This window comes from Candidatus Galacturonatibacter soehngenii, from assembly GCF_008830185.1.
Classification (GTDB): Bacteria; Bacillota; Clostridia; order Lachnospirales; family Lachnospiraceae; genus Lachnotalea; species Lachnotalea soehngenii.
Map to the genome: position 1 here is coordinate 1 of NZ_WAGX01000006.1, position 26,603 is coordinate 26,603.

The following is a 26,603-nucleotide window of genomic DNA, read 5'->3' on the forward strand; positions in this document are numbered from 1 at the left end:
TTCGTCTTTTTGACAGCTTAATAACTAAATAGTAATTACAACCTTCACCACTCTCACTAAATTCAGCTTCGCTTCATTAAGTGTTCGGGTGGGCTTTCACACTAAACTCGTTATCACTCGCTAAGTGTTTAATGCCTACTCATTTCCTTAGAAAGGAGGTGATCCAGCCGCACCTTCCGATACGGCTACCTTGTTACGACTTCACCCCAGTTATCGAACCTGCCTTCGGCAGCTCCCTCCTTACGGTTGGGTCACTGACTTCGGGCATTTCCAACTCCCATGGTGTGACGGGCGGTGTGTACAAGACCCGGGAACGTATTCACCGCGACATTCTGATTCGCGATTACTAGCGATTCCAGCTTCATGTAGTCGAGTTGCAGACTACAATCCGAACTGAGACGTTATTTTTGGGATTTGCTTCATGTCACCACTTCGCTTCCCTTTGTTTACGCCATTGTAGCACGTGTGTAGCCCAAATCATAAGGGGCATGATGATTTGACGTCATCCCCGCCTTCCTCCGGGTTATCCCCGGCAGTCTCTCTAGAGTGCCCACCTTAAATGCTGGCTACTAAAGATAGGGGTTGCGCTCGTTGCGGGACTTAACCCAACATCTCACGACACGAGCTGACGACAACCATGCACCACCTGTCTCCTCTGTCCCGAAGGAAAGGACACATTACTGTCCGGTCAGAGGGATGTCAAGATTTGGTAAGGTTCTTCGCGTTGCTTCGAATTAAACCACATGCTCCACCGCTTGTGCGGGTCCCCGTCAATTCCTTTGAGTTTCATTCTTGCGAACGTACTCCCCAGGTGGAATACTTATTGCGTTAGCTGCGGCACCGAAAAGCTTTAGCTTCCCGACACCTAGTATTCATCGTTTACGGCGTGGACTACCAGGGTATCTAATCCTGTTTGCTCCCCACGCTTTCGAGCCTCAGTGTCAGTTACAGTCCAGTAAGCCGCCTTCGCCACTGGTGTTCCTCCTAATATCTACGCATTTCACCGCTACACTAGGAATTCCACTTACCTCTCCTGCACTCTAGCAACACAGTTTCCAATGCAGTCCCGGGGTTGAGCCCCGGGTTTTCACATCAGACTTGCATCGCCACCTACGCTCCCTTTACACCCAGTAAATCCGGATAACGCTTGCCCCCTACGTATTACCGCGGCTGCTGGCACGTAGTTAGCCGGGGCTTCTTAGTCAGGTACCGTCATTTTCTTTCCTGCTGATAGAAGTTTACATACCGAAATACTTCTTCCTTCACGCGGCGTTGCTGCATCAGGGTTTCCCCCATTGTGCAATATTCCCCACTGCTGCCTCCCGTAGGAGTTTGGGCCGTGTCTCAGTCCCAATGTGGCCGTTCACTCTCTCAAGCCGGCTACTGATCGTCGCCTTGGTGGGCCGTTACCTCACCAACTAGCTAATCAGACGCGGGTCCATCTTATACCGATAAATCTTTTCCAACTAGGCCATGCGGCCTCGTTGGCTTATGCGGTATTAGCAGTCGTTTCCAACTGTTATCCCCCTGTATAAGGCAGGTTACCCACGCGTTACTCACCCGTCCGCCACTCAGTCACTTTCTCTTCCGAAGAAGAAAAAGTGCTTCGTTCGACTTGCATGTGTTAAGCACGCCGCCAGCGTTCATCCTGAGCCAGGATCAAACTCTCAATAAAAGTTTATATCCTAACGTCAAAAAGCTGCTAGCTTATTTTCCGTTAATTACTGTTTTTTAGGTCGTATCTCATCTGTTAAGATGGATACTTTGTTCTGAATTTTTCTCTTGGTTTTCTTTGAAAACCGTTGAATTTTCAAGGTTGTAATTACTGTTTAGTTATCAATGTTCATTGTCATTTCTTTTGTTGCTGTGTGACTTGCAACTTTTATAGGATATCATAACCCGTGTTCCTTGTCAACAACTTTTTTTATTTTTTTTAAGAAAATAATTTGTTTGTATTTCTTAATCACCTTTTATCTCGTGGTGGATTTATATGTTATCATTTATCTTTTTATATGTCAACTAATTTTTCAAAGTTTTTAAAATAATTTGAAAAAAAAGTTATAATTATAGATAAAGCTTAGAAACTGGCTCTCATCGATATACTTTGTCATCATTGTTCCTAGCTGTGTATTTCCTATAATAGTTATAACAAGAAATAGTATCCATACTATGACAAGCCCTTCTGCTGCACCAAGTATAAGGCCAGCATATTGATTGATTCCTTTTATGATTGGAAGATTTGCTATTATATCTAATGTAAATACAGTCGTTCTTAAAACAAACGTTATTACTATAAAAGCAAGCGCAAAGGACATAGCGTTAACAATAGTATCTGCAAGTTCATTTCCTATATATTCATAAATACTATTTGTAATGCTTTCCTTGCCATTATCCTCTTTAATCATTTTCTTAACAATCGATGGTAATTTAATCGCGTCAACTGTTTCTTCCTTACTTTCATTAAAATTATCTCCTTCTAACACTCCAATCGTACTTTCTTTGATTGTGTCATGTATCGAAGTGCTATTTACTAAAAAATCGCTGATATATGGAGTCAAAGCCGATGCCGCAATAATCGTAATGACAAAAGAAACTGTTGTAAACAGTTTCTTTACAAAACCAAGTCTATAGCCATTGAGTGCACAAACAATCAAAAAAATCGATACTACGATTAGTAACCAATTCATGTTACCCTCCTATTTCAATCCACTGCATCAAACATCTAGAACAGTGATTTTTGTATATTTAACTTTTATCTTATGTTCTATTTAATTAAGTTTCAAATTTATTATTTGTGTATTGCTTGAGTCGATAATTACGTATCTGTTCGAAGCGCCTTCTAGCATAACATTTAACAAAGTCTTTTGTGAACTATATCGAAATTTTTCAAGACCGCTCATCTTATAAATACTAAAACCCATTTCACTTACAATAATGAATTCTTTCTCGTTTATTACTATATTATTATAATCTTGGTCGAATTTCAAATTTAATACTTTATTTCCTTCCAAGTCATATAATTCCATCCTATACTTGGCTCCTGGGTCTGAATTATCAAATACCAACGCAAAATAGGAATCAGAGTAATAAATACTTCTAATCTCATCTTGGACTTCAATTTCTTTTACTACTTCAGGAATTTGATTTCCTTTGTAAATCGCTACTTTTTTATCTCCAAAGGCAACTGCTGTTGCATTATTTACATATGCAATCCTTGGAAATACACTACTTTCATAAGGATAAGCACTTACTAGGTTATCAATTTTATTCTGGCCAACTGATCCAAAATTGAAAAATCCAATTTGTGTCTTCATAATACCACTATCTACATATAGAAACGAAACCCCTAATTTTTCTCCATCATCGGATACGGCAATATCAATTGGGTATCCACTTTTTACCATAGCCCAGTCGCTTTTTGCAAGTTCTTCTCCTTCTTTGCTAAATACTTTGGCTTTTGAACCAGTTCCATCGTTTAAAATAACATAGACAACGCCTTGACTTGCAACCTGAAGTTTTTCAATTGGTAAATTGACATTAATTTCTGATAGATAACCCTTTGTATTAAAAACGTATACCTTATTTCCTTCTTTATCTGCAATTGCTACATAGTCATTACAAATATCTATCATAGGATGGTTCATTTCAAATGTCTGATTCCATATTACTTTATTAGAATAATCCGTATAGGATGCTCCATCACTACTGCATTTAAGAATACCTTGTGCATATTTGTAATAGGTAGTTGTCTGTGTATCGGTACGCTCAACAGAGGATATCACATTATACTTTGTATAAACCTTGTTTTCAAAATAAACATAAATACCAACACCAATCGCAATTAATGCAACGATAAGAATTACAATTTTATAAAAAACTGCAACTCTATGTATCAATAACTTCTTAATAAAAGAAGAGTCCTTACCTTCTTTCTTGCTCTTCATATATTCTCTTATATCTGGCATTCCTTCACACCCTTATCCATTCATCTAGTCTACTCATATGCGCATGACAAAATTCTATTTTCAATTATAACGTATTTTTAATGGTTTGAATAGTCAAGGTAACAATAATGTTTGCCCCGCCTGTATTTTATTATCGTTTTTTATATTATTTAATTCACATATTTTAGCAACCATATCTTTGGTATTGTAAAGTTTTAGACTGATTTTTGCTAACGTATCACCCTTTTCAACTGTATAATATTTTGGCTCCGCAGATGCTTCTTCCGTCTTTTTTTCGTTTGAAGCGGAGGTATTTCCATTGCTGTCTTGAAGAGTCTTCTTCATTTCCTCTTCGGTTGAACTTATTTCAGTAACTGTACCCGTTGTTTGATTTGCAGGTGGTGCTTCTGGTGGAGCTTGCTCTGGTGGGGCTTGCTCTGGTGGGGCTTGCCCCGAAGATTCTTGCTGTGCATCATTTGTCGCTGGTTCTTCTTGCTTTTCCACGTTTCCACTTACTGTTTCTACTGGAATTGCTGACTGATTCATAACCTCTTGTGTTTCGTTTGTACTTTGGTCTACACTACTATTTTTTGAGGAATTAACCTGCTCTTTGTTTTGGTTGTTTTCTTTATCTTCTTCCTCTTCGTTTTTGGCAAACCAGTCGTTTGCTATCTTTTCGTCTTCATTACTTACTACTTTTGAAATCGTATTTAGTGTTTTTTCCATATTCTTCATTCTGTCATAATTATTAATCATTGTAATACCAATTACCATTACAATCATAACTAAAAATGTACTTGTTGTGTACATAAAGGTCGCCATCTTTTTTTGATGTTTTTCATCTTTTCGTTCTTGAATAATGGTTCGAAAGCTCTTTGCAGCGTGGTCTTCTACTTGTTCTAGTGGATGTTCTTCTTTTTCTTTTGCTTTTTCCTTTCCTTGAACCATATATTCTTGCATCTCTTCGTTCTTCTCATAATATATGTAATAACCCATCTGTCTTACAAAATGTCCATTTTGAAAAATATAAAATATTTCTTCATTCTCAAGTGGATCAATTTTCATAAACACTTTATCGCTGCCTGCAAAATTATCAATATGCGCTTTTATAATATGATCGCTTGACTCTCTATGAAAAGCCTGTGAAGATAAAAACCAGCCCACGATATCTTGATTTGGAAAATATTTTTTTATATTACTATAAATGCCTGTCCATGTCTTTTCGGTAAAATCAATACTTTCTGTATCTATTTTAATATTGTCTACTTCAATAACACCGCTAATAAAAATGTATTCACAAGAATTATTGTAAGTGGAGCTACCCACTAAAACTGCTGCCTTTGGCTCCTCGATGCAACTTGCCGCAAACTGATTGATAAATGTTATGGCATAATCCTCAATATAAATCTTCTTTGTTTCATCTGGTATACCTATTTGCCTGATGTTTTTCGGCAACCGTAAATAATCTTCTTTTTTATCATTTTCTTTACTGTAAACAATTTCTATCACGTCTACACCCCTCCATGTCAACCGAATAGTTTTACCTTTTTCAGATAGATTTTATCATGTAGTGGGCGTCAATTTTATCAATATGTGTCATAAGGTTTTAACAAAATTGCGACAGGTCTACTAATTTTGTGCAAGAAACTGACTTAATACGCTCCAATTCCTTATGGTTTTTCAGTGAATTTTGTAGGTTGGTTTTTTTTGTCAGTAAGTTTTTTTTGTACATTGGAATATATTTTGTGAGTTGAGTCTAAAATTATCTTATATCACTTGTAAAAGGAGGGCTTCATTATAGATCATTCTATTTGCTATTTTGACTCAAAGGATAAGCTTGCAGGCTTCCAACTTGCAGAACGCTTATCTAAATTGTTGCTTGATCATAAGCTTATTTATGAAACCATTATCGTATTATGCATTGGTACCGATCGTGTTACCGGTGATAGCTTAGGTCCTCTGGTAGGTTACAAATTGTCAAAAAGCCGTCTTCATAATGTAAAGGTATATGGTACCTTGGAAAATCCGGTACATGCACTGAATCTGGCTGATACCACGAAGGAAATTTACAAAAAATATTCCAATCCCTTTATTATTGCCATTGACGCTTCTTTAGGTAATTCAAATCATTTGGGATATATAACATTAGGAAAAGGCCCTCTTACTCCTGGTTCTGGAGTGAAGAAGACCTTACTACCTGTTGGTGATATTTTTATTACTGGAATTGTGAATGTTTCTGGCGTGCTTGATAATCTTGTTCTTCAAACCACCAGACTTGATACCGTTATGACCTTAGCTGACTGTATCTCCTTAGGGATTCGTTTAGCAGAACGAAACGATTATTTTACGTGTATTTTACCAAACGGAAAATGCAGCCAATTAGGCGTTAAAGTTTCAAAATAAAAATCTGCTATTTCAAAAAAACCACAGTATTTATCCGTTACGCCAATGATAAAGGCTTCCCAACTCTTGGGTGGAATAACTGTTAGAGGCCACATATGTTTTAAAATAATTTCTTGCTCTAATTCGTTTAGTTCAAAGTTTTTTTTAGCATTATTAAGTGCTACTTTTGGATGAGTCATTGCATGAAAACGATCATTGGTAAGTTTAGCATGTGTTCTCCAATCATATAAAAATAAATCATGCACCATTCCTGCCCTTGCTGCTGCTTTTGCATCTAGTCCAAACGCCTTGCATATTTTAAAGTTATAATAGGCTACATTAAGACAATGTTGATAGCAGCTTGTGCTACAATGGTGCGGATATTTTTTCATTTCAAGTACCACTGGATGCTCAATTAAATCCTCAATTGATTCACAAAACTCCTGATATAATCTTTGCTTTTTCACTTTTTGAAGCTTTTCATTCTTTTTCTTCACAGTATTTAACACCTCTATATTTCAATTCGCCCTTCCAGTGCACGAAGAAGGGTTACTTCGTCTATGTACTCTAAATCACCACCTACTGGAACTCCGCTGGCAATTCTACTTACTTTAATTCCAGTTGGTTTTACCAGCTTGCTAATGTACATAGCAGTTGTTTCTCCTTCAAGACTCGAATTTGTAGCGATAATAACTTCATCTATTTCTCCTTGAAGCCTTTGCATCAATTCTTTTAGTTTTATGTCATTAGGACCTATTCCAAGCATTGGAGATATAGCACCGTGAAGAACATGATAAACACCTTCAAACTTTCCTGTTTTCTCATATGCTACCAAATCTCTTGTATTTTCTAATACCATAATAGTTTTGCTATCTCTTTTAGGGTTGCTGCATATAGGGCACAATTCAGAATCCGTTAAAGTATAGCATTGAGCACAATACCTAACATTCTTTTTTGCTTCTATTATTGCAGTTGAGAGACCTTCTACCCGTTCAAGTGGCATATTAAGAATATGAAAGGCAAGCCTTTGTGCTGACTTGCTCCCAATCCCAGGAAGCCCTGATAACTCCTCAATTAATTTGCTAATTTGTTTGCTATATAAGTCCATTAGAATGGAAATCCTCCACCAAGTCCTCCTAAGCCACCAGTGATTTTAGCCATGGAAGAAGAGGATAACTCTTCAATTTGTCTAATTGCTTCATTGGTTGCTGCCATAATCAAATCTTCCAGCATCTCTATGTCATCTGGATCAACTACTTCTTCTGATAATTTTACTTTTTTAATTTCTTTTTTACCTGTCATGGTAATTTCTACTGCACCACCTCCGGCGGTTGCTGTAATTTCCTTTTCTTCAAGAGCCTTTGTTGTCTCTTCCATTTGCTTTTGCATTTTCTGTGCCTGTTTCATTAAATTGTTCATATTTCCAGGCATTCCCATTCCTCCCGGAAATCCTCCACGTTTTGCCATAATAAAATCCTCCTTAATCTTCAATTACAATATCCATATTGATTACTTTTTGTATATCTACATAGGTTTCTTCAAATGAAGTTCCTGTTTCTAGCATTCTCATATCGACTTCCACTGTTTTACCTATCTTATTTGCAATGCATTCTTGAAGTTCTTGTTTGCGTTCTGTCGTATTTGCAATTCCATCTGCCATAAAGTCACTAAACACAATGATTAGTTTATTATCATTTCCTACGCTTAATTTAGCTGTCTTTAAATACGGTTTTACAAGCCCTGACATGCCTTCTATAATGCTTCTCCACTGGCTTACCACTTCTTTAATGTCTTCTGAAATTGCTTTAGGTAGCGGTATATCGCTTATTGGCTTTGCTTTTTTTTGCGTTTCTTCCTGTTGCAATACAGGTGATGAGGCAGTTTGTATGGTTACTCCACCTTCTAACTGCTTCTCAATATAATTCAATCGATCCAAAACAGAGTCTAGATTCGCTTCCATCGCTGGTTTGCATAATTTGATAAAGGCAATTTCAATGATAACCCTTTTTTGTGTTGCATATTTGACCTGATTGGATAATTCAGAAAAAATTCGAATATACCTCATAATTACTTGAAGGTCTATTCGTGTAGCTTCTTCCTTTAGTCGCATTAAACCTTCACTTGATACATCTAGAACATCCTCTATATTATCAGATGTTTTTACTAACATCAAGTTCCTTAAATACCATGTAAATTCTAAAACAAATTGCGATAAGTCTCTACCTTGCATAATTAGGTCATCTATCTGCGATATAATGGAAACAATATTCTTTTCCATTATACTTCGTAAAATCCGACTAAATACTTCTGTATCTACCGCTCCTAATACTTCTAAGGCGTTTTCATAGGTAAGCTTTTTACCTAAATAAAATGCAATACATTGGTCTAAAAGACTAAGGGCGTCACGAAGTGAACCATCTCCCATTTTGGCAATGTAACGAAGTGCTTTTTCTTCTACTTCAACATTTTCTTTGTCACTTAACTCTTTTAATCTTCCATAAATAGCCTCAATGGTTATTCGCTTAAAATCATATCTTTGACACCTGGATAAGATGGTAATTGGTATTTTATGCGATTCTGTTGTCGCTAATATAAAGATTACATAAGATGGTGGTTCCTCTAATGTTTTAAGAAGTGCATTGAATGCTCCTATAGAAAGCATATGAACCTCGTCAATAATGTATACTTTATATTTTCCTTCGGTTGGTGAATAAGATACTTCATCTCTAATCTCTCGAATATTATCGACACCGTTATTAGAAGCTGCATCAATTTCAATTACATTAAGTGAAGCTCCTGCGTTAATTGCTTTACAAGTAGCACATTCATTACACGGACTACCTTCAACTGGATGTTCACAATTGACTGCCTTTGCAAATATTTTTGCGACTGTAGTTTTTCCTGTTCCTCTTGTTCCGCAAAATAAATAGGCATGTCCAATACGTTCGAATTTTATCTGATTTTTTAGTGTCGTTACAATATGTTCCTGCCCCTTTACATCTTCAAATTCTAGGGGTCTAAATTTGCGGTATAATGCTGTATAAGACATTTTAACTCCTTTCACACCAGAGCCATTTAGTCTCCAAAGCTAATTCCACCAAGCTTTGCTTCCTTAATTATATTGGAATCTGGCAATACCATTTTAAGCTTTCCAGCCACTTTTTCCAATGGTACTTTACTAATTTCTCCGTTTATTACAGAAACCATATTTCCATACTCTTGATTCAGTATCAAATTAGCTGCTGCAATTCCAAGCCTCGTGGAAAGCACACGGTCATATGGACATGGGCTTCCACCTCTTTGCATATGTCCAGGAACCGTAATTCTTATTTCCTGTCCCGTTTTTTCTTGCACTTTTGCTGCTATTTCATATGAAACACTTGGATATGGGCTCTTTTTATTTTTTTCTTTTAATTCTTTCTTTGATAACTTAGCATTTTCCTTTGAGATTGCTCCTTCTGCGACAGCAAGAATCGTAAAGCCTTTTCCCATTTTCTTTCTTTTTTCAATTGCTTGAATTACTTTATCAATATCATAAGGAATCTCTGGTATTAAAATGATATCTGCTCCACCTGCAATACCTGCATGAAGAGTCAGCCATCCAACCTTATGTCCCATTACCTCAACAAGAAAAACTCTTCCATGAGAGGCCGCTGTTGTATGAATACAATCAATTGCATGAGTGGCAATATCTACTGCACTTTGAAAGCCAAAGGTCATATCCGTTCCCCACAAGTCATTGTCAATTGTCTTTGGTAATGTTATCACATTAAGTCCTTCATTTTGTAAAAGGTTGGCTGTTTTATGAGTCCCGTTACCTCCAAGAACAACGAGACAATCCAAATTTAACTTATGATAGGTACTTTTCATAGCTGCCACTTTATCAAGCCCATTTTCATCTGGGACTCTCATTAATTTGAATGGTTGTCTAGACGTTCCAAGAATGGTTCCTCCTCTTGTTAGTATTCCGGAAAAATCACTTGCACTAAGCATTCTGTAGTTACCATATATTAATCCCTTATAGCCTTCTGAAAAGCCATAAATTTCTACCTCTTTTGTGTTGTTCGTAAGCCCTTTTACAACACCTCTCATGGCTCCATTTAGTGCCTGACAGTCACCGCCACTGGTTAACATTCCTATTCTTAACATATGTGCCTCCATTCTTGACAGTCTAAAAATGTGGTATTTATCCTTTGCTCGTACTACGATGTATCAATTATATTATATTTTTATTATTACCACAAGAAGTTATTCTATTGACTTAAATTCATAATTTGTATTATAATATTCCAGTGTGTCTTACACAAAAAGGGAGAGTTGTCCGAGTGGTTTATGGTGCTGCTCTCGAAAAGCAGTGTGCCTAATAAGCACCGTGGGTTCGAATCCCATGCTCTCCGTTAAAGAGGATACTTGATAAGGTATCTCTAAGTTTGAAGAACTTTACTATAAAATAAAAAACCATCGAAGTGTTTGCTTCGACGGAGTTTTTTATTTTATACGGTTTCTAAATATCTTCTTTTATTTTCATCAAAAAGAAGTTTGTATTCTACTACATTGTCATCGTTCATACAGTATTTTTGCTCTCTTCCCATATAAATCCATGGATGAGAGTTATGAATATCTTTCAATATTTCTTTTGTTTTTCTTTCACTTCCTGTTTTCACCGTAAATTTCTTGTTTTTATAATCGTAAACCGGTTTTCCATCTTCATCATAGAATTCAATAAAATAATTACCTCGTACTCTAGAATATCCTTCCTTAGTATGTTCATCAACAGCTCCCTTGCCATCATAAAGCATATGTCCAACTTCTGAATAATTTTTATTTTGAGCAATAAAGGCTCCTGTTACAAAATAAACCTCATCTATACACAATGCTTTCGTATTAATCGGTTCTCTGTAAATTATAAAATTTCTTGTTATTACAACGTCCTTTTCAAAAGAAAATGCTCCAAATTGCTCCATTTCTTCATCAAACTCTTTTGCAGATAAATTACACAAAGCAAACTGGCTCTCTAACTGTTTGGCAATTTTATCACGTCTAATAAATATCATTCTAATCAAAAGCATAAGTCCAGATGGAGCCATGCATGCTCCTGCAAGAATTAAAAAACCAGGTATTGGGGGATTTACCAATTGATCTATGTGCATTTTCAAACCAACTATAAGTAGCACAAGCCCGACTATTAGAAAAAAATACCCCGCTCTTATCTGGGCCTTCTTTCTACTATAAATCCGTTCCGTTTCAAATTGGATAAATCTGCTTTTTTCGTTAAATACTTTTTCTGGTTTGTTTTTGTTTTTCATAAATTGCTTTCCCCCTCATATTTATTTAAGTTTATTAATTTGCTACAAAATACAATCCACCCTATTATCATATAAATAATATTGATTGAGAACATCAAACGAACTTTTAACGCCATTTTTACCTTCACTTGCTATTGTTTTTTCTGCATTATAATAAGGCCCATATAAATTATCTGCTTCTAGTTGTACGTATTGTTCCTTTTCTAATGTGACGTCTTCTAACATATCTATCTTAGCTAATATGCTTTGTAAATTTTTAGGACCTTTTAAATATGAAATACCAGGAGCTAATCCTTTAAAAATGATTAACATGACTATCATAGATATCGTAAAATTGAGTATTTGCCTGGACCATAGTCGTTTTTTCTTTAAAGCTAGCTTTTCCTGATTTGTTTTCATAATAAACTTCCTTTTATTCTGTTATTTTTTACCAATTTCGACTTTTATAAACATTATATAGAAAATAGAATGCCTTTACAATATTTTTTGAATATTTAGGTATAAAGTACCAATTTTACCAACATTTTAATTTATTTGTATTACTCTATATTAACAGGTATAATAAAGTTAAATAAATGACACAACTATGTTTTGAAAAAGATAGGAGAGCCTGCATGAAATTAATGCATATTTCTGATTTACATATTGGTAAAAGAGTAAACGAATTCAGTATGATAGAAGATCAAAGATTTATATTAGAACAAATGATTGAGATTGCAATCAATGAAAAAGTAGATGGGATTTTGATTGCTGGAGACATATATGATAAAAGTCAGCCTTCTTCAGAGGCTGTACTACTACTAGATTATTTTCTGACATCATTGACAGACTTAGATATCCCTGTATTTGTTATTAGCGGTAATCACGATTCACCCGAACGCCTTAATTTTGGTAGTAAACTTTTACATAAAAACAAGTTATATATCACTAGTATGTTTCATGGAACATTAGAATCTTTTGAGCTAACAGATGAATATGGGGCAATACGTATATATTTGCTTCCTTTTCTTAAACCAGCTATGTTAAGACCTTTTTTTGCTGAACCCATTGATACTTATGATGAAGCAATTAAAAAAGTAATACAAACCACCTCAGTTGATACTTCAAAACGAAACATATTATTGGCTCATCAATTTATTATTAATGGTTCCATACAACCAGAGCGATCTGATTCTGAGAATATTTCAGTCGGTGGACTTGACCAAATTGATGCCTCTGCTTTTAAGGATTTTGATTATGTTGCTCTTGGCCACTTACATGGTCCACAAAAAATAGGACGTGATACCATACGCTATAGTGGTTCTCCACTGAAATACTCTTTTTCAGAGGTACACCAAAAAAAATCTGTTGTAGTACTTGAAATAAAAAACAAGGGAGAGATTACCACAAATCTTATTCCTCTTACACCCAAACATGATATGAGAAAAATAAAAGGACCTATTGAGGAATTGATTGCGCTTGGAAAAGCGGATGCCAAAGGAATGTATGATTATATTTATGCTACTTTAACAAATGAAGAAGAGTTGTATGATGCCATTGGACAACTTCGAGCCGTTTATCCAAATATTATGGGACTTGATTACGAGAACAGTAAGACACAAACAGCAGCCACCACGAGTATCAATTATGACTTATCCGCACTTTCCATTCGAAGTCCTTTAACGTTATTTTCAGAATTTTATAAAATGCAAAACAATAGTGAACTTGCCAAAGAACAAGAGGAGTTAATGGAAGACATCTTTTTACAATCAGGAGAGAACAGCTTATGAAACCCTTAAAAATTATAATGAGTGCCTTTGGACCTTATAAAAAAGCAACAACACTGGATTTTAATCTTTTGGGCAATCAGGGATTATTTTTAATAACTGGAGATACTGGTGCTGGAAAAACCACAATATTTGATGCAATCTCTTTTGCTTTATTTGGAGAAACCAGTACCACTACAAGAACTGTAGATACCCTTAGAAGTGATTTTGCATCTCCTGATACCAAAACTTATATTGAACTTACTTTCTTACATAAAAATAAAATCTATACCATAACTAGGAATCCAAAGTATGAGCGTCCTAAAAAAAATGGTGATGGTTATACTACCGAAAGTGCAGATGCCATCTTACAATTACCCAACAATGATGTTGTGACAGGATATCGAGATGTAAATGCGAAAATAATTGATCTTTTGGGAATTCATTATAAACAATTCAAACAGATTGCTATGATTGCACAAGGAGAGTTTTTAGCACTATTACTTGCAGACAGTAAGGAAAGAGGAGATATTTTTCGTCGTGTGTTTCAAACACAGCTTTATCAAAACACACAGCATATCCTAAAGGATAGAGAGCGAGAAGCAAAAAAAGCATGCGAAACGTTAGAACAAAGTATTATGTCTTCGATTGCTTTTATCTCTTGTCCTACGGATGAATCCGGTGAGAGTCTGAACTCAAAACTTGAAAAAGCGGATATTCATAACGCTTTGGAAATCCTTTCTGAGTTAACCAAGTTAATAGAAAGTGATTTTAAAAAAAAGAATTCTTTTACCAAGGAAGTAACTCAGCTAAATTTAAATCTCTCCAACTTGATTACACAAATTACAAATGCTCGTTATGTAAATCAAGCATTTGATGCCCTGTTAACAGCTACCCAAAATAAGAACTTACTCGACGAAAAAAAAGAAGTATACCATTCCCAAAAGCAAATCTTACAAAATGCAGAAAAAGCACGATTAAAAGTACACCCTCTAGAATCTTCTTATTTAAAAGAGAAGGAGAACGAGGCATCCTTACAAAATGATTTAAAAAACCTCACACTTCAAATACAGTTACAAGAAAAAGAACTTGAAACAGCCACTGCTGCTTATCAGTTAGAACAAAGTAAGGATAACGTTCGTGAACAGCTTGCTACATCAATTGATTCCTACACAAAAATGCTTTCCAACTATGATTTGGTTGGTAAAGTTCAAGCCGAGTTAGCTCAATTAGAACAAGAGCAAAAGACCTTACTCGCAAAATCAAACCATATTGACCAGCAAATACTACAAGGTCAAGAACAAAAGGTGAATTTATCTAATGTCCTTGATCGTTTGGAATCGGTTGAAGTAAAGGCCTCTGTTTGCTCCCAAGAACAGGAGCAATTAACAAGCGCACAAAATGAAGTAAAAAGGTTGATTACGCTTTGTAAAACCCTTGTAACACTTGAAAAAGAAAATTCTTTATTGGAAGAAAAATATTTATCTTTAGAAGCCGAATATAAGTCTGCAACTTCAAGATATACACAATGTGAAATTGCATTTTATCGTAATCAAGCGGGATTATTAGCTTTATCACTAGTAGAGGGAGAGGCTTGTCCTGTATGCGGTTCCAAAGAGCATCCTCAAAAAGCTGTATTACCTGAGAATGCACCAAAAGAAGAAGAACTTAATCTTCTAAAAGAGTCTATGGAAGATACTAGAACGAATCTGGTGGAATTAGGTAAAGCTTTTGAGCTAAAGAAAAAGGAATTTAATATGAGGCAAGAGGATCTGTTTAACAATGCCCTTACTTATTTTCCTGATTTTGACACTACTATTACTTTAGAGGATTTATTAGAAAAGCTAGACAACAAATTGATTCATATAGAAGACAAGAAGCATGCAAATGAATTGGAATTTCTTGAAGTTAAGAAGCAAATTAACTATAAGAAAGAATGCAAAGAAAAGCTATCAACCTTGGAACAAACACTGCATGATTTAAACCTAAAAAAATCAGAGCTAGAACAAGCCAAAACAAATCTCTTGTCCACTCTTTCAATCAAACAAGGTGAACTAAAAACGAGAAAAAGCTCGCTAGAATACGAAGACAAGAATCAAGTAGTCCTACTCATTCAAACATGCACTCAACAATTAAATGAGTTAAAAGCAAGCCTTAAAAAGGCAGAAGAATCCTTCCATACACTTAAGAATCTTTTGGAGAGCAATAAACGTTTATTCGAGGATTACCAGATTAGACTTGCAAAAATACATTTATTAAAAGAACAAGCCTACGTTCTATTTACAAAGGAACTTTCTGCATGTAACTTTGATTCAATTGAAAGTTACCATGATTATTTGCTTGAGGATGAACAGATAGAGGCATTAAAAGATTTTATTTTTGAATATGAAAACAATAGAAAGACCCTTGAACTAGATATACAAAGGCTTATGAATGAAACAAAAGATAAACAAAAACAAGACATCACATTACTAGAAGAACGCAAGATAACTCTTGAACATCAAAAACATAGATTAGAAGCCTTAATACAGCAATATGCAACCCGCCTTGGAACAAACGAGCCGATTGCAAAGGCTTTGGATAAATCTCTTCACAGTATAGGTGCACTTTGGACTCAGTATCTTACCATTAGCAATCTTTCAAAAACTGCAAATGGAGAGTTGTCTGGAAAGCAAAAAATTGCTTTTGAACAATATGTACAAGCCTCTTATTTTAATCAGATTCTAATAGAGGCAAACAAGCGCTTAAAAATAATGACAAGCCATAGATTCGAATTATTACGAAGAGAAGAATCCAGTGACCTTCGCTCTCAAACAGGGCTCGAACTTGATGTTATGGATTATTATACTGGAAGAATCCGCTCGGTAAAATCGCTTTCTGGCGGTGAATCATTTAAGGCTTCGCTTGCATTGGCATTAGGATTATCTGATGTCATACAAAGTTATGCTGGTGGAGTAGAAATCGATACTTTGTTTATTGATGAAGGTTTTGGTGCTTTAGACGCTGAATCATTAGAGCAAGCAATTCAAACTCTAGCAGGACTTGCCTCAGGCAACCGACTCGTAGGGATTATATCTCATGTAAGCGAACTAAAAGAGCGAATCGATCGACAAATAGTAATTGAAAAAAACAAAGCTGGAAGCAACATTCGAATCCTTACATAATAATAATTTAACAATTTACAAAATCAGGTGATTAACATGAAACAATTTAAGCTAATTAAAAAATCCGATGCATCAGACTCTCTTTCTTTGGCAATTATTCTTACTCTTTCTGGCGGCTTTATGGATTCTTATTCCTATATGTGTCGCGGTGAAGTGTTTGCAAATGCTCAAACTGGTAATCTTTTATTATTTGGAGTAAACTTATCAACCGGTAATTTACTTCATGCTATGCGATACTTATTTCCAGTTTTAGCCTTCGTTTTTGGAATTATAACTGCTGAAATTGTACGATATAAATATAGTAAGCAAACAAATATACATTGGAGGCAAATCACCTTAGTCATTGAAGCTTTTATACTATTGTTTGTGGCATTCATACCTCAAGATTTTAACTTACTTGCAAATAGCCTTACCTCTTTTGCCTGCGGTGCACAGGTTCAAAGTTTTCGAACTGTCAACGGCAGCGGTATTGCTACTACTATGTGCATTGGTAATCTTCGCTGCGCAACACAAGCCCTATGTGATTATATTACCTCAAAAGAAAAAACAGCTTTAAAAAACAGTTTTTTTTACTTTGGTATCATTACTGTATTTATAATTGGCGCAATCGTAGGAGACTTCTTTGTAAACATATGGGCAGAAAAAGCAATACTGATAAGTTCACTTTTATTATTGTTTGGATTTGTATGGATGCTTGTAAGAAAAGAAAATTAGGTATATCATAATAAGAAACAAGGAAATTTTTAGTAGTCACCCATGAAAGGAGAAGGTCACATGCCAGTAAACAACTTCGAAAGAACTCTAAATGATGGACTTAAGTTACCCGCGATTGGATTTGGTACGTATAGTTTGAATGGTTCAAGCGGTGTAAGTTCTATCACGCAGGCCATAGAAAATGGTTATCGACTTTTGGATTCTGCGTTTAATTATGAAAATGAAGGTGCTCTTGGAAAAGCAGTAAAACAATGCAGTGTTACAAGAGATCAATTAATCATTACTTCTAAGCTTCCTGGACGCCATCATCGTTATCAAGAAGCAATTCAAACAATTGAAGAATCCTTGTTTCGTGCTGATTTGGATTACTATGATTTATACCTGATTCATTGGCCAAATCCAATTACCAATCAATATGTTGAAGCATGGCAAGCTTTAATAGAAGCCAAGAAAAGAGGATATGTAAGATCCATTGGTGTGTGTAACTTTTTGCCCAAACATCTTACAAGACTCATAGATGAAACAGGAGTAACCCCATCGATTAATCAGATTGAGCTGCATCCATACTTTAATCAACTGGATATGATTGAATGGAATCAAGCGCACCATATCATAACACAATCTTGGAGTCCTTTAGAGCGTGGCAGAGGCCTACTAACAGAAGAGTCGATTGTTCAAATAGCAAACTGCCATAGGAAAACACCTACTCAAGTGATTTTACGTTGGCATATTCAAATTGGTGCATTACCAATTCCAAAGGCTGCTTCTAACGAACATCAACTTGAAAACCTTGATATTTTTGATTTTAGTCTCTCAGAAGCAGAAATAAATACCATAAATCAATTAACTAAACCAGATGGAAGAATTCGTAATCAAAATCCAGAAAGCTATGAAGAATTCTAAAAAATAGGTATATCAGGATCGTTTTAAGTTCCTGATATACCTATTTTTTTCCTATATAAAATCAAAATGAATCATTTATTTTCAAACTCTTAAATTTTAATAATCACAAAAAAATAGTAAATCAACATAACTTCTACATATCTATTCGCTATGATTATTTTAATTTCGAAAGGAGGAAATCAGATTGAAAAATAAAATTTTTGAATCAAATAGCGAGATTTCACCTATAAAAAGAAAAATAGAAGCAGGCGTTAAATCAAAAAAAATTAGAATTGGGAAAATGACTTGTGTAAACTGTCAAAATAAGATTGAAAAAAAATTAAGAAACACAGCTGGAATCAAAAGTGTAAGAGTAAGTTACAACGAAGGTAGTGCAGATATTACTTATGATACAGACATTATATCATTAAAGGATATAACTGCTATGATTCATAAAATGGATTATGAAGTGTTACCAGATAGTAGCAAAAAAACACCAGATACCAATCAGGCAATTGGACTGATGATTATAATCATTTCACTTTACATTCTGTTACAGCAGTTTGGGATTCTTAATCTCCTAGTTCCAAGCCAATTGGCGCAAACAAATATGAGTTATGGAATGTTATTTGTAATTGGTTTAATCACGTCTGTACATTGTGTGGCTATGTGTGGAGGTATTAACTTATCTCAATGTATTCCAAAATCAGAATCAATAACCAAGGATATAAGTCCCTTATCTTCCTTAAGACCAACTTTTCTTTATAATTTGGGTAGAGTTTGTTCCTATACAATTGTTGGATTCTTGGTAGGGGCCCTTGGTATGGTTTTTACTTTTTCCAACACCATGCAAGGGGTATTAAAACTTATCGCAGGTATCTTTATGATAATCATGGGAATAAATATGCTAGGAATATTTCCATGGCTACGTAAATTTAATCCAAGAATGCCTCGCATTTTTGCTCGCAAAATAAACCATAAAAAGTCTTTAAGCCATGGTCCTTTTTGGGTAGGCTTATTAAATGGATTAATGCCTTGTGGTCCACTACAGGCTATGCAAATATATGCACTTTCTACAGGTAATCCATTAACGGGTGCGCTTTCTATGTTTTTATTTAGCTTAGGCACTGTTCCACTTATGTTTAGTCTTGGTGCATTAGGCTCTTTACTTAGTAAAAAATTTACTCAAAAGATTATGACGGTAGGGGCTGTCCTAGTCGTGGTTCTTGGTTTATCCATGATATCCCAAGGTTTTAGTTTATCAGGAGTATCAATAAGTGTCGCACTTCCAAGTGCTTCCAACGACAGTTCAGGGAAAACTGACTCAATAAAAATAGAAGATGGCGTACAGCTTGTAGAAAGTACACTTTCCTCTGGTCGATATCCTGCCATTACTGTACAGGCAAATACACCTGTCAAATGGACGATTACTGCTCCAGACGGAAGTATCAATGGCTGTAACTACAAGATTCTAATTCCAGAATATAATATTTCTTATGAATTTCAACCAGGAGAAAACATCATTGAATTCACTCCTACTAAAACAGGAAAAGTAGCTTATAGTTGTTGGATGGGAATGATTCGTAGCTCAATCACTGTAGTAGATTCAAATGAAGATGTAGGTAATTCGTACGATGATACTGTTACTACCAAAGAAGGTGAAGATGAAAGTTCCGCTTCTTCTTTAACCGATGATATTTTACTTAAACCAGTGCCTGCGGGGTACAACATACCAACAGATGATATTGCGGTTGCAACCATGCAAGATGGTTATCAACAAGTAACCATTGAATTAACGGATGAAGGATTTAAACCTGCTGTTATTGTGGTACAGTCAGGCGTAGAAGTAGAGTGGATCATTGACAATCAAGCAACAAAAGCCAATCATTTTAATTTACAAGTTCCTCTTTATAAAAAACAGCTTCCTCTAAATGAAGCAGAAAATCCGCTTTATCTTTATCCAATGCAGGATTTTGATTTTTCAAACGCAGATAACACAGCTTATGGGTATGTGAAGGTTGTTGAGCGTCTAGACGACATAGATACCCAAGCAATACAAGATGAAGTTAAAAATTTTCAAACGCTTATTTGGCCACAAGAGACCTTTGAATCTGAAACGAGTACACCTAGTTGCCATTAATGTAAGAAAGGGAACCTTTTTATTCTTTCCCGCCTTCTCTTAGCGTCATGGAACAACTAGCTTTAAGTCCATTTTGTTTTAAGTAATCAGCGCCCCATGAGTACATGGTTTCTAAAATTGGACGTATACTATTACCTAAATCGGACAGCTTATATTCTACTTTGGGAGGAACAACAGGATATACAGTACGAATAATTAGGTTATCTTCCTCTAGCTCTCTTAACTGCTGTGTAAGCATCTTGGGTGTTGCCTGTGGAATTAATTTGCTTAGTTCACCAAACCGTAACGTACTATTTATTAAATGCCATAAAATAAGCGATTTATATTTGCCACCAATTAAATTAAGAGTCGTGTCAACAGGACAATGATACTCTGGACATTTATTTTTCAATTAAACTCCTCCTTTATTGCAGATTTATTTATTTTTATATTTAAATATACTTACTTTATATATAGTTATTTTCCTAAAGGTAGCATTTATTCTATGCGCTGTCAATATTTACTTTTTGGTAACAATTATAAATAACATATTCTTACTATCCTTTTGTATAGTATATCACAAAAAAGTGCATACTTGCAAAAATAATAATAGCTGATACAATTAACACGTAATGAGTCATTCATTACAAATAAATTTATGAGTGAGGTGACCCTATATGGATAATCAAGTTTTAAATATAAGAGGCATGACTTGTGCAGCTTGTGCGCAAAGAATCGAAAAAACAGTACGAAAGCTTTCGGGAATTGAGCAAGCAAGTGTAAATTTAGCAAGTGAAAAACTGTTTGTATCTTATGATGAAAACAGCTTGTCTCTCACAACAATCAAGGATGCCGTTGCTAAAATAGGTTATGAAGTTGTGGAAAAAACAAATTCCAGCAATATAACCATTCCAATCGGCGGCATGACTTGCGCAGCTTGTGCAAAACGAGTTGAAAAAGGAATTCAGAAACTAGATGGTATCGCTAATGTATCCGTTAACTTTGCTACAGAAAAGGCAACTATTTCCTATGATCCGCAAACAGTAAGGATTTCTACAATAAAGGAAACAATTGAAAAAATTGGATACAAGGCGTTAGAAATAAATAAAAAAGATGCTGCAGATGAAGACAGAGCTAGAAAGCAAAAAGAAATTAAATTACTATGGACAAAATTCATTATATCTGCAATCTTTTCTATCCCATTGTTATATATTGCGATGGCACCAATGATTAAAGTTGTTAAACTACCATTTCCAGCAGGGATTGATCCTATGCAGTTTCCTTTGATATATGCTTTAATTGAGTTAATACTGGTGGCTCCTGTTATTATGGTTGGTTATAAATTCTATACAATTGGATTTAAAGCCTTACTACAAAGAAGCCCAAATATGGATTCGCTTATAGCAATCGGAACAACAGCCGCTGTGATTTATAGTTTATACAATACCTGGCAGATTACAATTGGACATTTTGAAGCAGTTGATGCTCTTTATTATGAGACAGCAGGGGTAATCATTACCTTGATATTACTAGGAAAATCACTTGAGGCAGTTTCTAAAGGTCGTACCAGTGAAGCGATTAAAAAACTTATGGGACTCGCACCTAAAACAGCCATAATTATACAAGATAATCAGGAAAAAGAAATTCCAATCGACGAAGTGGAAATTGGAGATATCATTGTGGTAAAACCTGGTGCTAAAATTCCAGTTGATGGAACGGTATTAGAAGGCCATACCTCAATTGATGAATCTATGTTAACTGGAGAAAGTATGCCAGTGGATAAAAAATCTGGCGATCCAGTCTATACTGCATCATTAAATACCACTGGTACCATTCGGTTTAAAGCTGAAAAAGTCGGCAGTGACACCGCATTGGCACAAATTATTAAATTAGTAGAGGACGCCCAAGGTTCAAAGGCTCCTATCGCACAAATGGCTGACATTGTTTCTGGATATTTTGTTCCTGTTGTATGTATCATCGCATTGCTTTCTGGTATTGCATGGTATTTTGGATCAGGTGGAGATATTAAATTTGCTCTAACCATTTTTATCTCAGTACTTGTAATCGCATGCCCTTGTGCTCTAGGACTTGCCACTCCTACCGCAATTATGGTCGGAACTGGAAAAGGAGCTGAAAATGGAATTTTAATTAAAGGTGGAGAAGCACTTGAGACCGCCCATAAAATAAATACCATAGTCTTTGATAAAACTGGAACCATTACGGAAGGAAAGCCTACCGTAACAGACGTTCTTGCAACTGGTGAAATAAATAAGGATTATTTGCTTCAATTAACCGCTTCCGCCGAAAAAGGCTCGGAACATCCTCTAGGCCAAGCAATTGTAAATGGGGCAAAAGAAAAAGGGTTAGACCTCCTTTTTGTTGAAGACTTTAATTCACTTACGGGTCGAGGCATTGAAGCAAAGATTAATTCGCTTCTTGTTTTAGCTGGTAATAGAAAACTAATGGAGGAACGTAATATTTCCTTATCTGCATTAGAAACAGATAGCGATCGTCTTGCCGAAGAGGGAAAGACTCCAATGTATGTTGCAATTGATGGAAAGCTAGCTGGTATTATTGCCGTAGCAGACGTTGTAAAACCTAGTAGTAAAGCAGCCATTGAAAGCCTACACAAAATGGGAATCGAAGTTGCTATGATTACAGGTGATAACAAAAAAACTGCGGCTGCCATTGCAAAGCAAGTAGGTATCGACCGCGTTTTAGCGGAAGTATTGCCACAAGATAAATCAAACGAAGTGAAAAAGCTTCAAATGGATGGCCTTAAAGTTGCCATGGTTGGAGATGGAATCAATGATGCTCCTGCTCTTGCACAAGCCGATATTGGTATTGCCATTGGTTCTGGTACAGATGTTGCCATGGAATCTGCTGATATTGTATTAATGCACTCTGATTTAATGGACGTACCAACTGCAATCCAATTAAGTAAAAAGACAATTCGTAACATCAAAGAGAATTTATTCTGGGCCTTTGGATACAATGTAATTGGTATTCCAATCGCGGCTGGTGTGTTGCATTTATTTGGAGGACCTTTGTTAAATCCTATTTTTGCAGCCGCTGCCATGAGTTTAAGCTCAGTTTCCGTTTTAACCAATGCTCTACGATTAAAACGATTTAAGGCTTCACACCAAGTAAAGGTAGGTGTATAATAAATGAAAAAAAGAATTAAATCAGTTGGACTAATTTGTGCTATTACCTTGATAATTGCTTTTACAGCAGCTTGTTCAAGCCTTGATGTAATTGGGCAAAAATCCATTCCAGCTTTTGATACGATTTTACAAACAATACCGGATCAGATTACTGTAGATGAATTAAATGGAGGCTGGTCTCTTGCCGCCCCTGATAATTCGGTACGATTCATTTGGAGTAAAGACTACAGCGAAAGTCCACTTTATGATATTATGCTTGAAATAGACGCTACACCATTTATCAAGGCAGGACTTGATCCAAAGAAGTTACCTGATAACTATACCTTTTATGACAATAAACTACTGGTAGGAACCAAGCTTGGTAATGATGCCTCAACTGATGAAGGGCAATCCTCTCCTCTTGCCTCTTTTGAGCAAATCGTAGATAAGTATCGAAAGACAATTGGATATCATACTGCACTTGATCATTACAATGTAAGCCTTTTGGACGGAAATATGTTTGAATGGGCAAAGGATTTGGAGAAAAATACTGTTTCAGGAGAAGCTCAGGATAAAGATATTGTATTTGTACTAAATCCAGATTCTCTGATAGAGGCAGGCGTAAATCCTGATGAGGTAGAAGGTTGGGTTTATACCACTGTAAACGATGGAATGAGTGGAAAAGCAACGAATGTATACAAATTTTTAAAGCCTTTTGACTTAAAATAAACTTGTATTATCACTTAGGTTAATGAAGTTATAATAAATATAATTAAGATATGGAGGAACGATGAATCATGGAAAAATCAATTATAAACGTAGAGGGAATGTCATGTGAACATTGTGTTAAAGCTATTAAAAATGCAGTAGGTGCATTATCTGGAGTGGCTGACGTATCCGTTGATTTGGGAGCAAAAACAGTAGCGGTAGAATATGATTCTAGCAAAAGTACTTTGGAGCAAATTAAGTTAGAAATAGAAGATCAAGGATATGATATTATTTAACAACAAATAATTCTAATCACAGGAGCTGTTATCTTTCAGCTCCTCTTTCTCTTTTAACATATGTATTGGAGTGATTAAATCATGAATAAAACGCTTAAAAATATATTGGTTGTTGATGACGAGCCAATGATATTAGAAGTTGTATGTTCCCTTTTAGAAAGTAAAGGATATCAGGTAACCTTTACAGAAAACGGCAAACAAGCCTTAGAGCTTTTTGATAAAAACAATTTTTCTTTGGTTCTTTTGGATTTGATGCTTCCTGATATATCGGGTGAAGAAGTTTGCAAAACCATTCGAAAAAAATCGCGTATTCCTATTATTATGCTTACTGCTAAGGTTGATGAGGAGGATATTGTAGATGGTTTATTTTTAGGAGCTGACGATTATATCACCAAACCCTTTGGTTTAAAAGAGCTCTCTGCACGCATCGAAGCAGTACTTAGAAGAAGTGAGCATGACCTCATTCCATTGTCCGCAAGAAATTCTTGGGGGCATGGTGATTTAATGATTGATTTTAACAAAAATATCGTTCAAAAAAAAGGACATCAAATCACGCTTACACCAAGAGAATGGAACATACTTTCAGCCCTAATTAAATATCCTGGTAAAGTATTTACCAGAGAAGAGTTAATAGAATTGGCATTAAAAAATGATTTTGAAGGGTATGACAGAGCCATTGATAGCCATATTAAAAATATAAGGCAAAAAATAGAAGATGATCCTAAGAATCCAATCTATGTTGTAACCGTACATGGTCTAGGTTATAAGTTTGGAGGTGAATAAGATGCGAGGTCTTCGTACGCAATTATCCCTTTCCATTATTCTTGTTGTTTTGGTTACTGTATCTTTTATTAGCCTTTTATCAAATATTATGGTTAACAAGCAATTTGAAACATATATTACCAACCAAAAAGAAACTAGAAGTTCCTATATTGTCACTGATTTAAGCAATCAATATGATAAGAACTCTCAAACTTGGAAGAGCGATTATCTTCACACCATCGGTATGTATTCCTTATATGATGGTTATCTATTAACCATATATAATTCTTCAAACGAAGTTATTTGGGACGCAGAAAGTCATGACATGACTCTATGCAAACAAATTATGGAGGATATTACAAAGCGAATGAGTAAGAGAATAAGCCACGGAAGTTTTACAAACCATACGTATGACTTAACATATAATAATGCAAAAATTGGGGCTGTTTCCATTCGTTATTATGGCCCTTATTTTTATAGTGAAAATGATTTTGAATTTATAAATACTTTTAATACCGTTATCCTTATTATTGGTGTGGTTTCATGTGCTTTTTCACTTTTAGTGGGATGGTTTCTTGCAAGTAAAATATCGCGTCCTATTACGAAAACGGCTGAAATTGCAAAACATATTTCAAATGGAAATTACAACATACGTTTTGAAAGCGAGACTAAAACAAAGGAGTTAAATAATCTCGTATCCGCTATTAATTTTTTAGCAACCAATCTTGCAAGTCAAGAGAACCTAAGAAAACAATTAACAACCAATGTTGCACATGAACTTCGTACCCCCCTAACTGCAATCCGTTCCTATTTGGAGGCAATGATTGAAGGGCTATGGGAAATTACACCCAAGCGACTTGGTAACTGCTTAGAAGAGGTAAAAAGACTCAGTAATTTGGTTGCAGATTTGGAACGACTCGCAAAAATTGAAGGTGACAACTTAAAATTAAATAAAACACATTTTGATTTGCTTGAAATGATTCACGTAATAAAATCTAATTTCTCTGCTGAAGCGGCTAAGAAAAACCTTTCACTTCTCGTAAAAGGGGAAGCCGTTTTAATCTACGCGGATAAAGATCGAATGAGCCAAGTTGTAACAAATCTATTGTCAAATGCAATCAAATATACGCCAGATGGCGGAACGGTCTGCTTAGAAGTCAAATCACAAGAAAAAAGTGCTTGTATTATTGTTGAAGATACTGGGATTGGTATTTCAAAAGAAGAAAGTGCACTAATATTTGAACGCTTTTACCGAACAGATAAATCTCGTAATCGTAAAACTGGTGGAGCGGGAATCGGTCTTACAATTGTAAAATCGATTATAGCTGCTCATAATGGAACTATTTCTATCGAAAGTAAAGTAGACGTGGGAAGCCGTTTTATCGTTACACTTCCAAAAGAAGAAGATTTGGTTTTATTATAGATAAATAGCCATATA

22 protein-coding genes, 1 tRNA gene and 1 rRNA gene are annotated in these 26,603 nt (G+C 35.4%); 12 read left to right on the top strand and 12 right to left on the bottom strand.

The window, feature by feature from the left end:
• Positions 1-151: 151 nt before the first annotated feature.
• From F7O84_RS14385 to F7O84_RS14400, 4 genes are all read right to left on the bottom strand, one after another.
• Positions 152-1,675: ribosomal RNA gene (locus F7O84_RS14385) — 16S ribosomal RNA — on the bottom strand.
• A 361-nt stretch (positions 1,676-2,036) separates the two neighbouring features.
• Positions 2,037-2,687 carry a CvpA family protein gene (locus F7O84_RS14390; RefSeq protein ID WP_151146793.1) on the bottom strand — a complete coding sequence of 217 codons (651 nt, stop codon included), beginning with the start codon at positions 2,685-2,687 and terminating at the stop codon, positions 2,037-2,039.
• Between the two features lie 81 nt (positions 2,688-2,768).
• Positions 2,769-3,965 carry a DUF5711 family protein gene (locus F7O84_RS14395; RefSeq protein WP_151146796.1) on the bottom strand — a complete coding sequence of 399 codons (1,197 nt, stop codon included), beginning with the start codon at positions 3,963-3,965 and terminating at the stop codon, positions 2,769-2,771.
• 93 nt (positions 3,966-4,058) lie between these two features.
• Positions 4,059-5,453, bottom strand: coding sequence for a LysM peptidoglycan-binding domain-containing protein (locus F7O84_RS14400; protein ID WP_151146799.1), 1,395 nt, complete (start codon positions 5,451-5,453; stop codon positions 4,059-4,061).
• Between the two features lie 300 nt (positions 5,454-5,753).
• Between F7O84_RS14400 and yyaC the strand changes: the two genes are divergently transcribed.
• A complete protein-coding gene (gene yyaC / locus F7O84_RS14405; protein ID WP_279238009.1) occupies positions 5,754-6,347 on the top strand; it encodes a spore protease YyaC in 594 nt (197 codons plus the stop codon).
• Here the strand turns inward: yyaC and F7O84_RS14410 are convergent.
• From F7O84_RS14410 to F7O84_RS14430, 5 genes are read right to left on the bottom strand one after another with little or no spacing between them, the layout of a single operon-like run.
• Entirely contained in the window at positions 6,284-6,823 is a 540-nt protein-coding gene (locus F7O84_RS14410) for an HD domain-containing protein (protein WP_243140906.1), read from the bottom strand. The two genes, yyaC and F7O84_RS14410, sit on opposite strands and share 64 nt — an antisense overlap.
• Positions 6,824-6,837: 14 nt before the next feature.
• Complete coding sequence (gene recR / locus F7O84_RS14415) at positions 6,838-7,434, bottom strand: recombination mediator RecR (protein ID WP_151146805.1); 597 nt, start codon at positions 7,432-7,434, stop codon at positions 6,838-6,840.
• The gene (locus F7O84_RS14420) at positions 7,434-7,793 is read right to left on the bottom strand and encodes a YbaB/EbfC family nucleoid-associated protein (RefSeq protein ID WP_151146808.1); all 360 of its coding nucleotides are present in this window, start codon (positions 7,791-7,793) and stop codon (positions 7,434-7,436) included. Before F7O84_RS14420 ends, recR begins: the two co-directional genes overlap by 1 nt.
• A gap of 13 nt (positions 7,794-7,806) precedes the next feature.
• A complete protein-coding gene (gene dnaX / locus F7O84_RS14425) occupies positions 7,807-9,375 on the bottom strand; it encodes a DNA polymerase III subunit gamma/tau (protein ID WP_151146811.1) in 1,569 nt (522 codons plus the stop codon).
• 26 nt (positions 9,376-9,401) lie between these two features.
• A complete protein-coding gene (locus tag F7O84_RS14430; protein WP_151146814.1) occupies positions 9,402-10,475 on the bottom strand; it encodes a 6-phosphofructokinase in 1,074 nt (357 codons plus the stop codon).
• A 162-nt stretch (positions 10,476-10,637) separates the two neighbouring features.
• Here F7O84_RS14430 and F7O84_RS14435 point away from each other — a divergent pair.
• Positions 10,638-10,723, top strand: a tRNA-Ser gene (locus F7O84_RS14435).
• 96 nt (positions 10,724-10,819) lie between these two features.
• On the opposite strand, the gene F7O84_RS14440 is transcribed toward F7O84_RS14435, so the two are convergent.
• A complete protein-coding gene (locus F7O84_RS14440; protein ID WP_151146817.1) occupies positions 10,820-11,632 on the bottom strand; it encodes a hypothetical protein in 813 nt (270 codons plus the stop codon).
• 42 nt (positions 11,633-11,674) lie between these two features.
• Positions 11,675-12,031, bottom strand: coding sequence for a hypothetical protein (locus F7O84_RS14445; RefSeq protein ID WP_151146820.1), 357 nt, complete (start codon positions 12,029-12,031; stop codon positions 11,675-11,677).
• 215 nt (positions 12,032-12,246) lie between these two features.
• Between F7O84_RS14445 and F7O84_RS14450 the strand changes: the two genes are divergently transcribed.
• The 5 genes from F7O84_RS14450 to F7O84_RS14470 all read left to right on the top strand — a co-directional run bounded on the left by F7O84_RS14450 (position 12,247) and on the right by F7O84_RS14470 (position 20,277).
• Entirely contained in the window at positions 12,247-13,401 is a 1,155-nt protein-coding gene (locus F7O84_RS14450; RefSeq protein WP_151146823.1) for an exonuclease SbcCD subunit D, read from the top strand.
• On the top strand, positions 13,398-16,541 hold the full coding sequence (locus F7O84_RS14455; RefSeq protein ID WP_151146826.1) for an AAA family ATPase: 3,144 nt from the start codon (positions 13,398-13,400) through the stop codon (positions 16,539-16,541). The genes F7O84_RS14450 and F7O84_RS14455 overlap by 4 nt, the downstream gene beginning before the upstream one ends.
• A gap of 36 nt (positions 16,542-16,577) precedes the next feature.
• Entirely contained in the window at positions 16,578-17,255 is a 678-nt protein-coding gene (locus F7O84_RS14460) for a YoaK family protein (RefSeq protein ID WP_151146829.1), read from the top strand.
• Between the two features lie 60 nt (positions 17,256-17,315).
• Positions 17,316-18,158 carry an aldo/keto reductase gene (locus F7O84_RS14465; RefSeq protein ID WP_151146832.1) on the top strand — a complete coding sequence of 281 codons (843 nt, stop codon included), beginning with the start codon at positions 17,316-17,318 and terminating at the stop codon, positions 18,156-18,158.
• A gap of 184 nt (positions 18,159-18,342) precedes the next feature.
• Positions 18,343-20,277, top strand: coding sequence for an urease accessory protein UreH domain-containing protein (locus F7O84_RS14470; RefSeq protein WP_243140907.1), 1,935 nt, complete (start codon positions 18,343-18,345; stop codon positions 20,275-20,277).
• A 19-nt stretch (positions 20,278-20,296) separates the two neighbouring features.
• Here F7O84_RS14470 and F7O84_RS14475 read toward each other — a convergent pair whose 3' ends face one another.
• Complete coding sequence (locus F7O84_RS14475; RefSeq protein WP_151146834.1) at positions 20,297-20,668, bottom strand: winged helix-turn-helix transcriptional regulator; 372 nt, start codon at positions 20,666-20,668, stop codon at positions 20,297-20,299.
• Positions 20,669-20,933: 265 nt separating this feature from the next.
• Here F7O84_RS14475 and F7O84_RS14480 point away from each other — a divergent pair, with 265 nt between their 5' ends.
• The 5 genes from F7O84_RS14480 to F7O84_RS14500 all read left to right on the top strand — a co-directional run bounded on the left by F7O84_RS14480 (position 20,934) and on the right by F7O84_RS14500 (position 26,588).
• Positions 20,934-23,420, top strand: coding sequence for a heavy metal translocating P-type ATPase (locus F7O84_RS14480; protein WP_151146836.1), 2,487 nt, complete (start codon positions 20,934-20,936; stop codon positions 23,418-23,420).
• A gap of 3 nt (positions 23,421-23,423) precedes the next feature.
• Complete coding sequence (locus tag F7O84_RS14485) at positions 23,424-24,128, top strand: hypothetical protein (RefSeq protein WP_151146838.1); 705 nt, start codon at positions 23,424-23,426, stop codon at positions 24,126-24,128.
• 68 nt (positions 24,129-24,196) lie between these two features.
• Positions 24,197-24,403, top strand: a complete 207-nt coding sequence (copZ, locus tag F7O84_RS14490) for a copper chaperone CopZ (RefSeq protein ID WP_151146841.1) — start codon at positions 24,197-24,199, stop codon at positions 24,401-24,403.
• Positions 24,404-24,484: 81 nt separating this feature from the next.
• Positions 24,485-25,186 carry a response regulator transcription factor gene (locus F7O84_RS14495; protein WP_151146845.1) on the top strand — a complete coding sequence of 234 codons (702 nt, stop codon included), beginning with the start codon at positions 24,485-24,487 and terminating at the stop codon, positions 25,184-25,186.
• A 1-nt stretch (position 25,187) separates the two neighbouring features.
• Entirely contained in the window at positions 25,188-26,588 is a 1,401-nt protein-coding gene (locus F7O84_RS14500; RefSeq protein ID WP_151146848.1) for a sensor histidine kinase, read from the top strand.
• Positions 26,589-26,603 lie beyond the last annotated feature (15 nt).

What these genes read in the sequence shown, in the direction of transcription:
- F7O84_RS14445 (WP_151146820.1), bottom strand. Translation starts at nt 12,031, where the DNA reads ATGAAAACAAATCAGGAAAAGCTAGCTTTAAAGAAAAAACGACTATGG.
- F7O84_RS14390 (WP_151146793.1), bottom strand. Translation starts at nt 2,687, where the DNA reads ATGAATTGGTTACTAATCGTAGTATCGATTTTTTTGATTGTTTGTGCA.
- F7O84_RS14395 (WP_151146796.1), bottom strand. Translation starts at nt 3,965, where the DNA reads ATGCCAGATATAAGAGAATATATGAAGAGCAAGAAAGAAGGTAAGGAC.
- F7O84_RS14430 (WP_151146814.1), bottom strand. Translation starts at nt 10,475, where the DNA reads ATGTTAAGAATAGGAATGTTAACCAGTGGCGGTGACTGTCAGGCACTA.
- dnaX (WP_151146811.1), bottom strand. Translation starts at nt 9,375, where the DNA reads ATGTCTTATACAGCATTATACCGCAAATTTAGACCCCTAGAATTTGAA.
- copZ (WP_151146841.1), top strand. Translation starts at nt 24,197, where the DNA reads ATGGAAAAATCAATTATAAACGTAGAGGGAATGTCATGTGAACATTGT.
- F7O84_RS14460 (WP_151146829.1), top strand. Translation starts at nt 16,578, where the DNA reads ATGAAACAATTTAAGCTAATTAAAAAATCCGATGCATCAGACTCTCTT.
- F7O84_RS14440 (WP_151146817.1), bottom strand. Translation starts at nt 11,632, where the DNA reads ATGAAAAACAAAAACAAACCAGAAAAAGTATTTAACGAAAAAAGCAGA.
- F7O84_RS14450 (WP_151146823.1), top strand. Translation starts at nt 12,247, where the DNA reads ATGAAATTAATGCATATTTCTGATTTACATATTGGTAAAAGAGTAAAC.
- F7O84_RS14420 (WP_151146808.1), bottom strand. Translation starts at nt 7,793, where the DNA reads ATGGCAAAACGTGGAGGATTTCCGGGAGGAATGGGAATGCCTGGAAAT.
- F7O84_RS14495 (WP_151146845.1), top strand. Translation starts at nt 24,485, where the DNA reads ATGAATAAAACGCTTAAAAATATATTGGTTGTTGATGACGAGCCAATG.
- F7O84_RS14500 (WP_151146848.1), top strand. Translation starts at nt 25,188, where the DNA reads ATGCGAGGTCTTCGTACGCAATTATCCCTTTCCATTATTCTTGTTGTT.
- F7O84_RS14465 (WP_151146832.1), top strand. Translation starts at nt 17,316, where the DNA reads ATGCCAGTAAACAACTTCGAAAGAACTCTAAATGATGGACTTAAGTTA.
- F7O84_RS14480 (WP_151146836.1), top strand. Translation starts at nt 20,934, where the DNA reads ATGGATAATCAAGTTTTAAATATAAGAGGCATGACTTGTGCAGCTTGT.
- F7O84_RS14455 (WP_151146826.1), top strand. Translation starts at nt 13,398, where the DNA reads ATGAAACCCTTAAAAATTATAATGAGTGCCTTTGGACCTTATAAAAAA.
- recR (WP_151146805.1), bottom strand. Translation starts at nt 7,434, where the DNA reads ATGGACTTATATAGCAAACAAATTAGCAAATTAATTGAGGAGTTATCA.
- F7O84_RS14485 (WP_151146838.1), top strand. Translation starts at nt 23,424, where the DNA reads ATGAAAAAAAGAATTAAATCAGTTGGACTAATTTGTGCTATTACCTTG.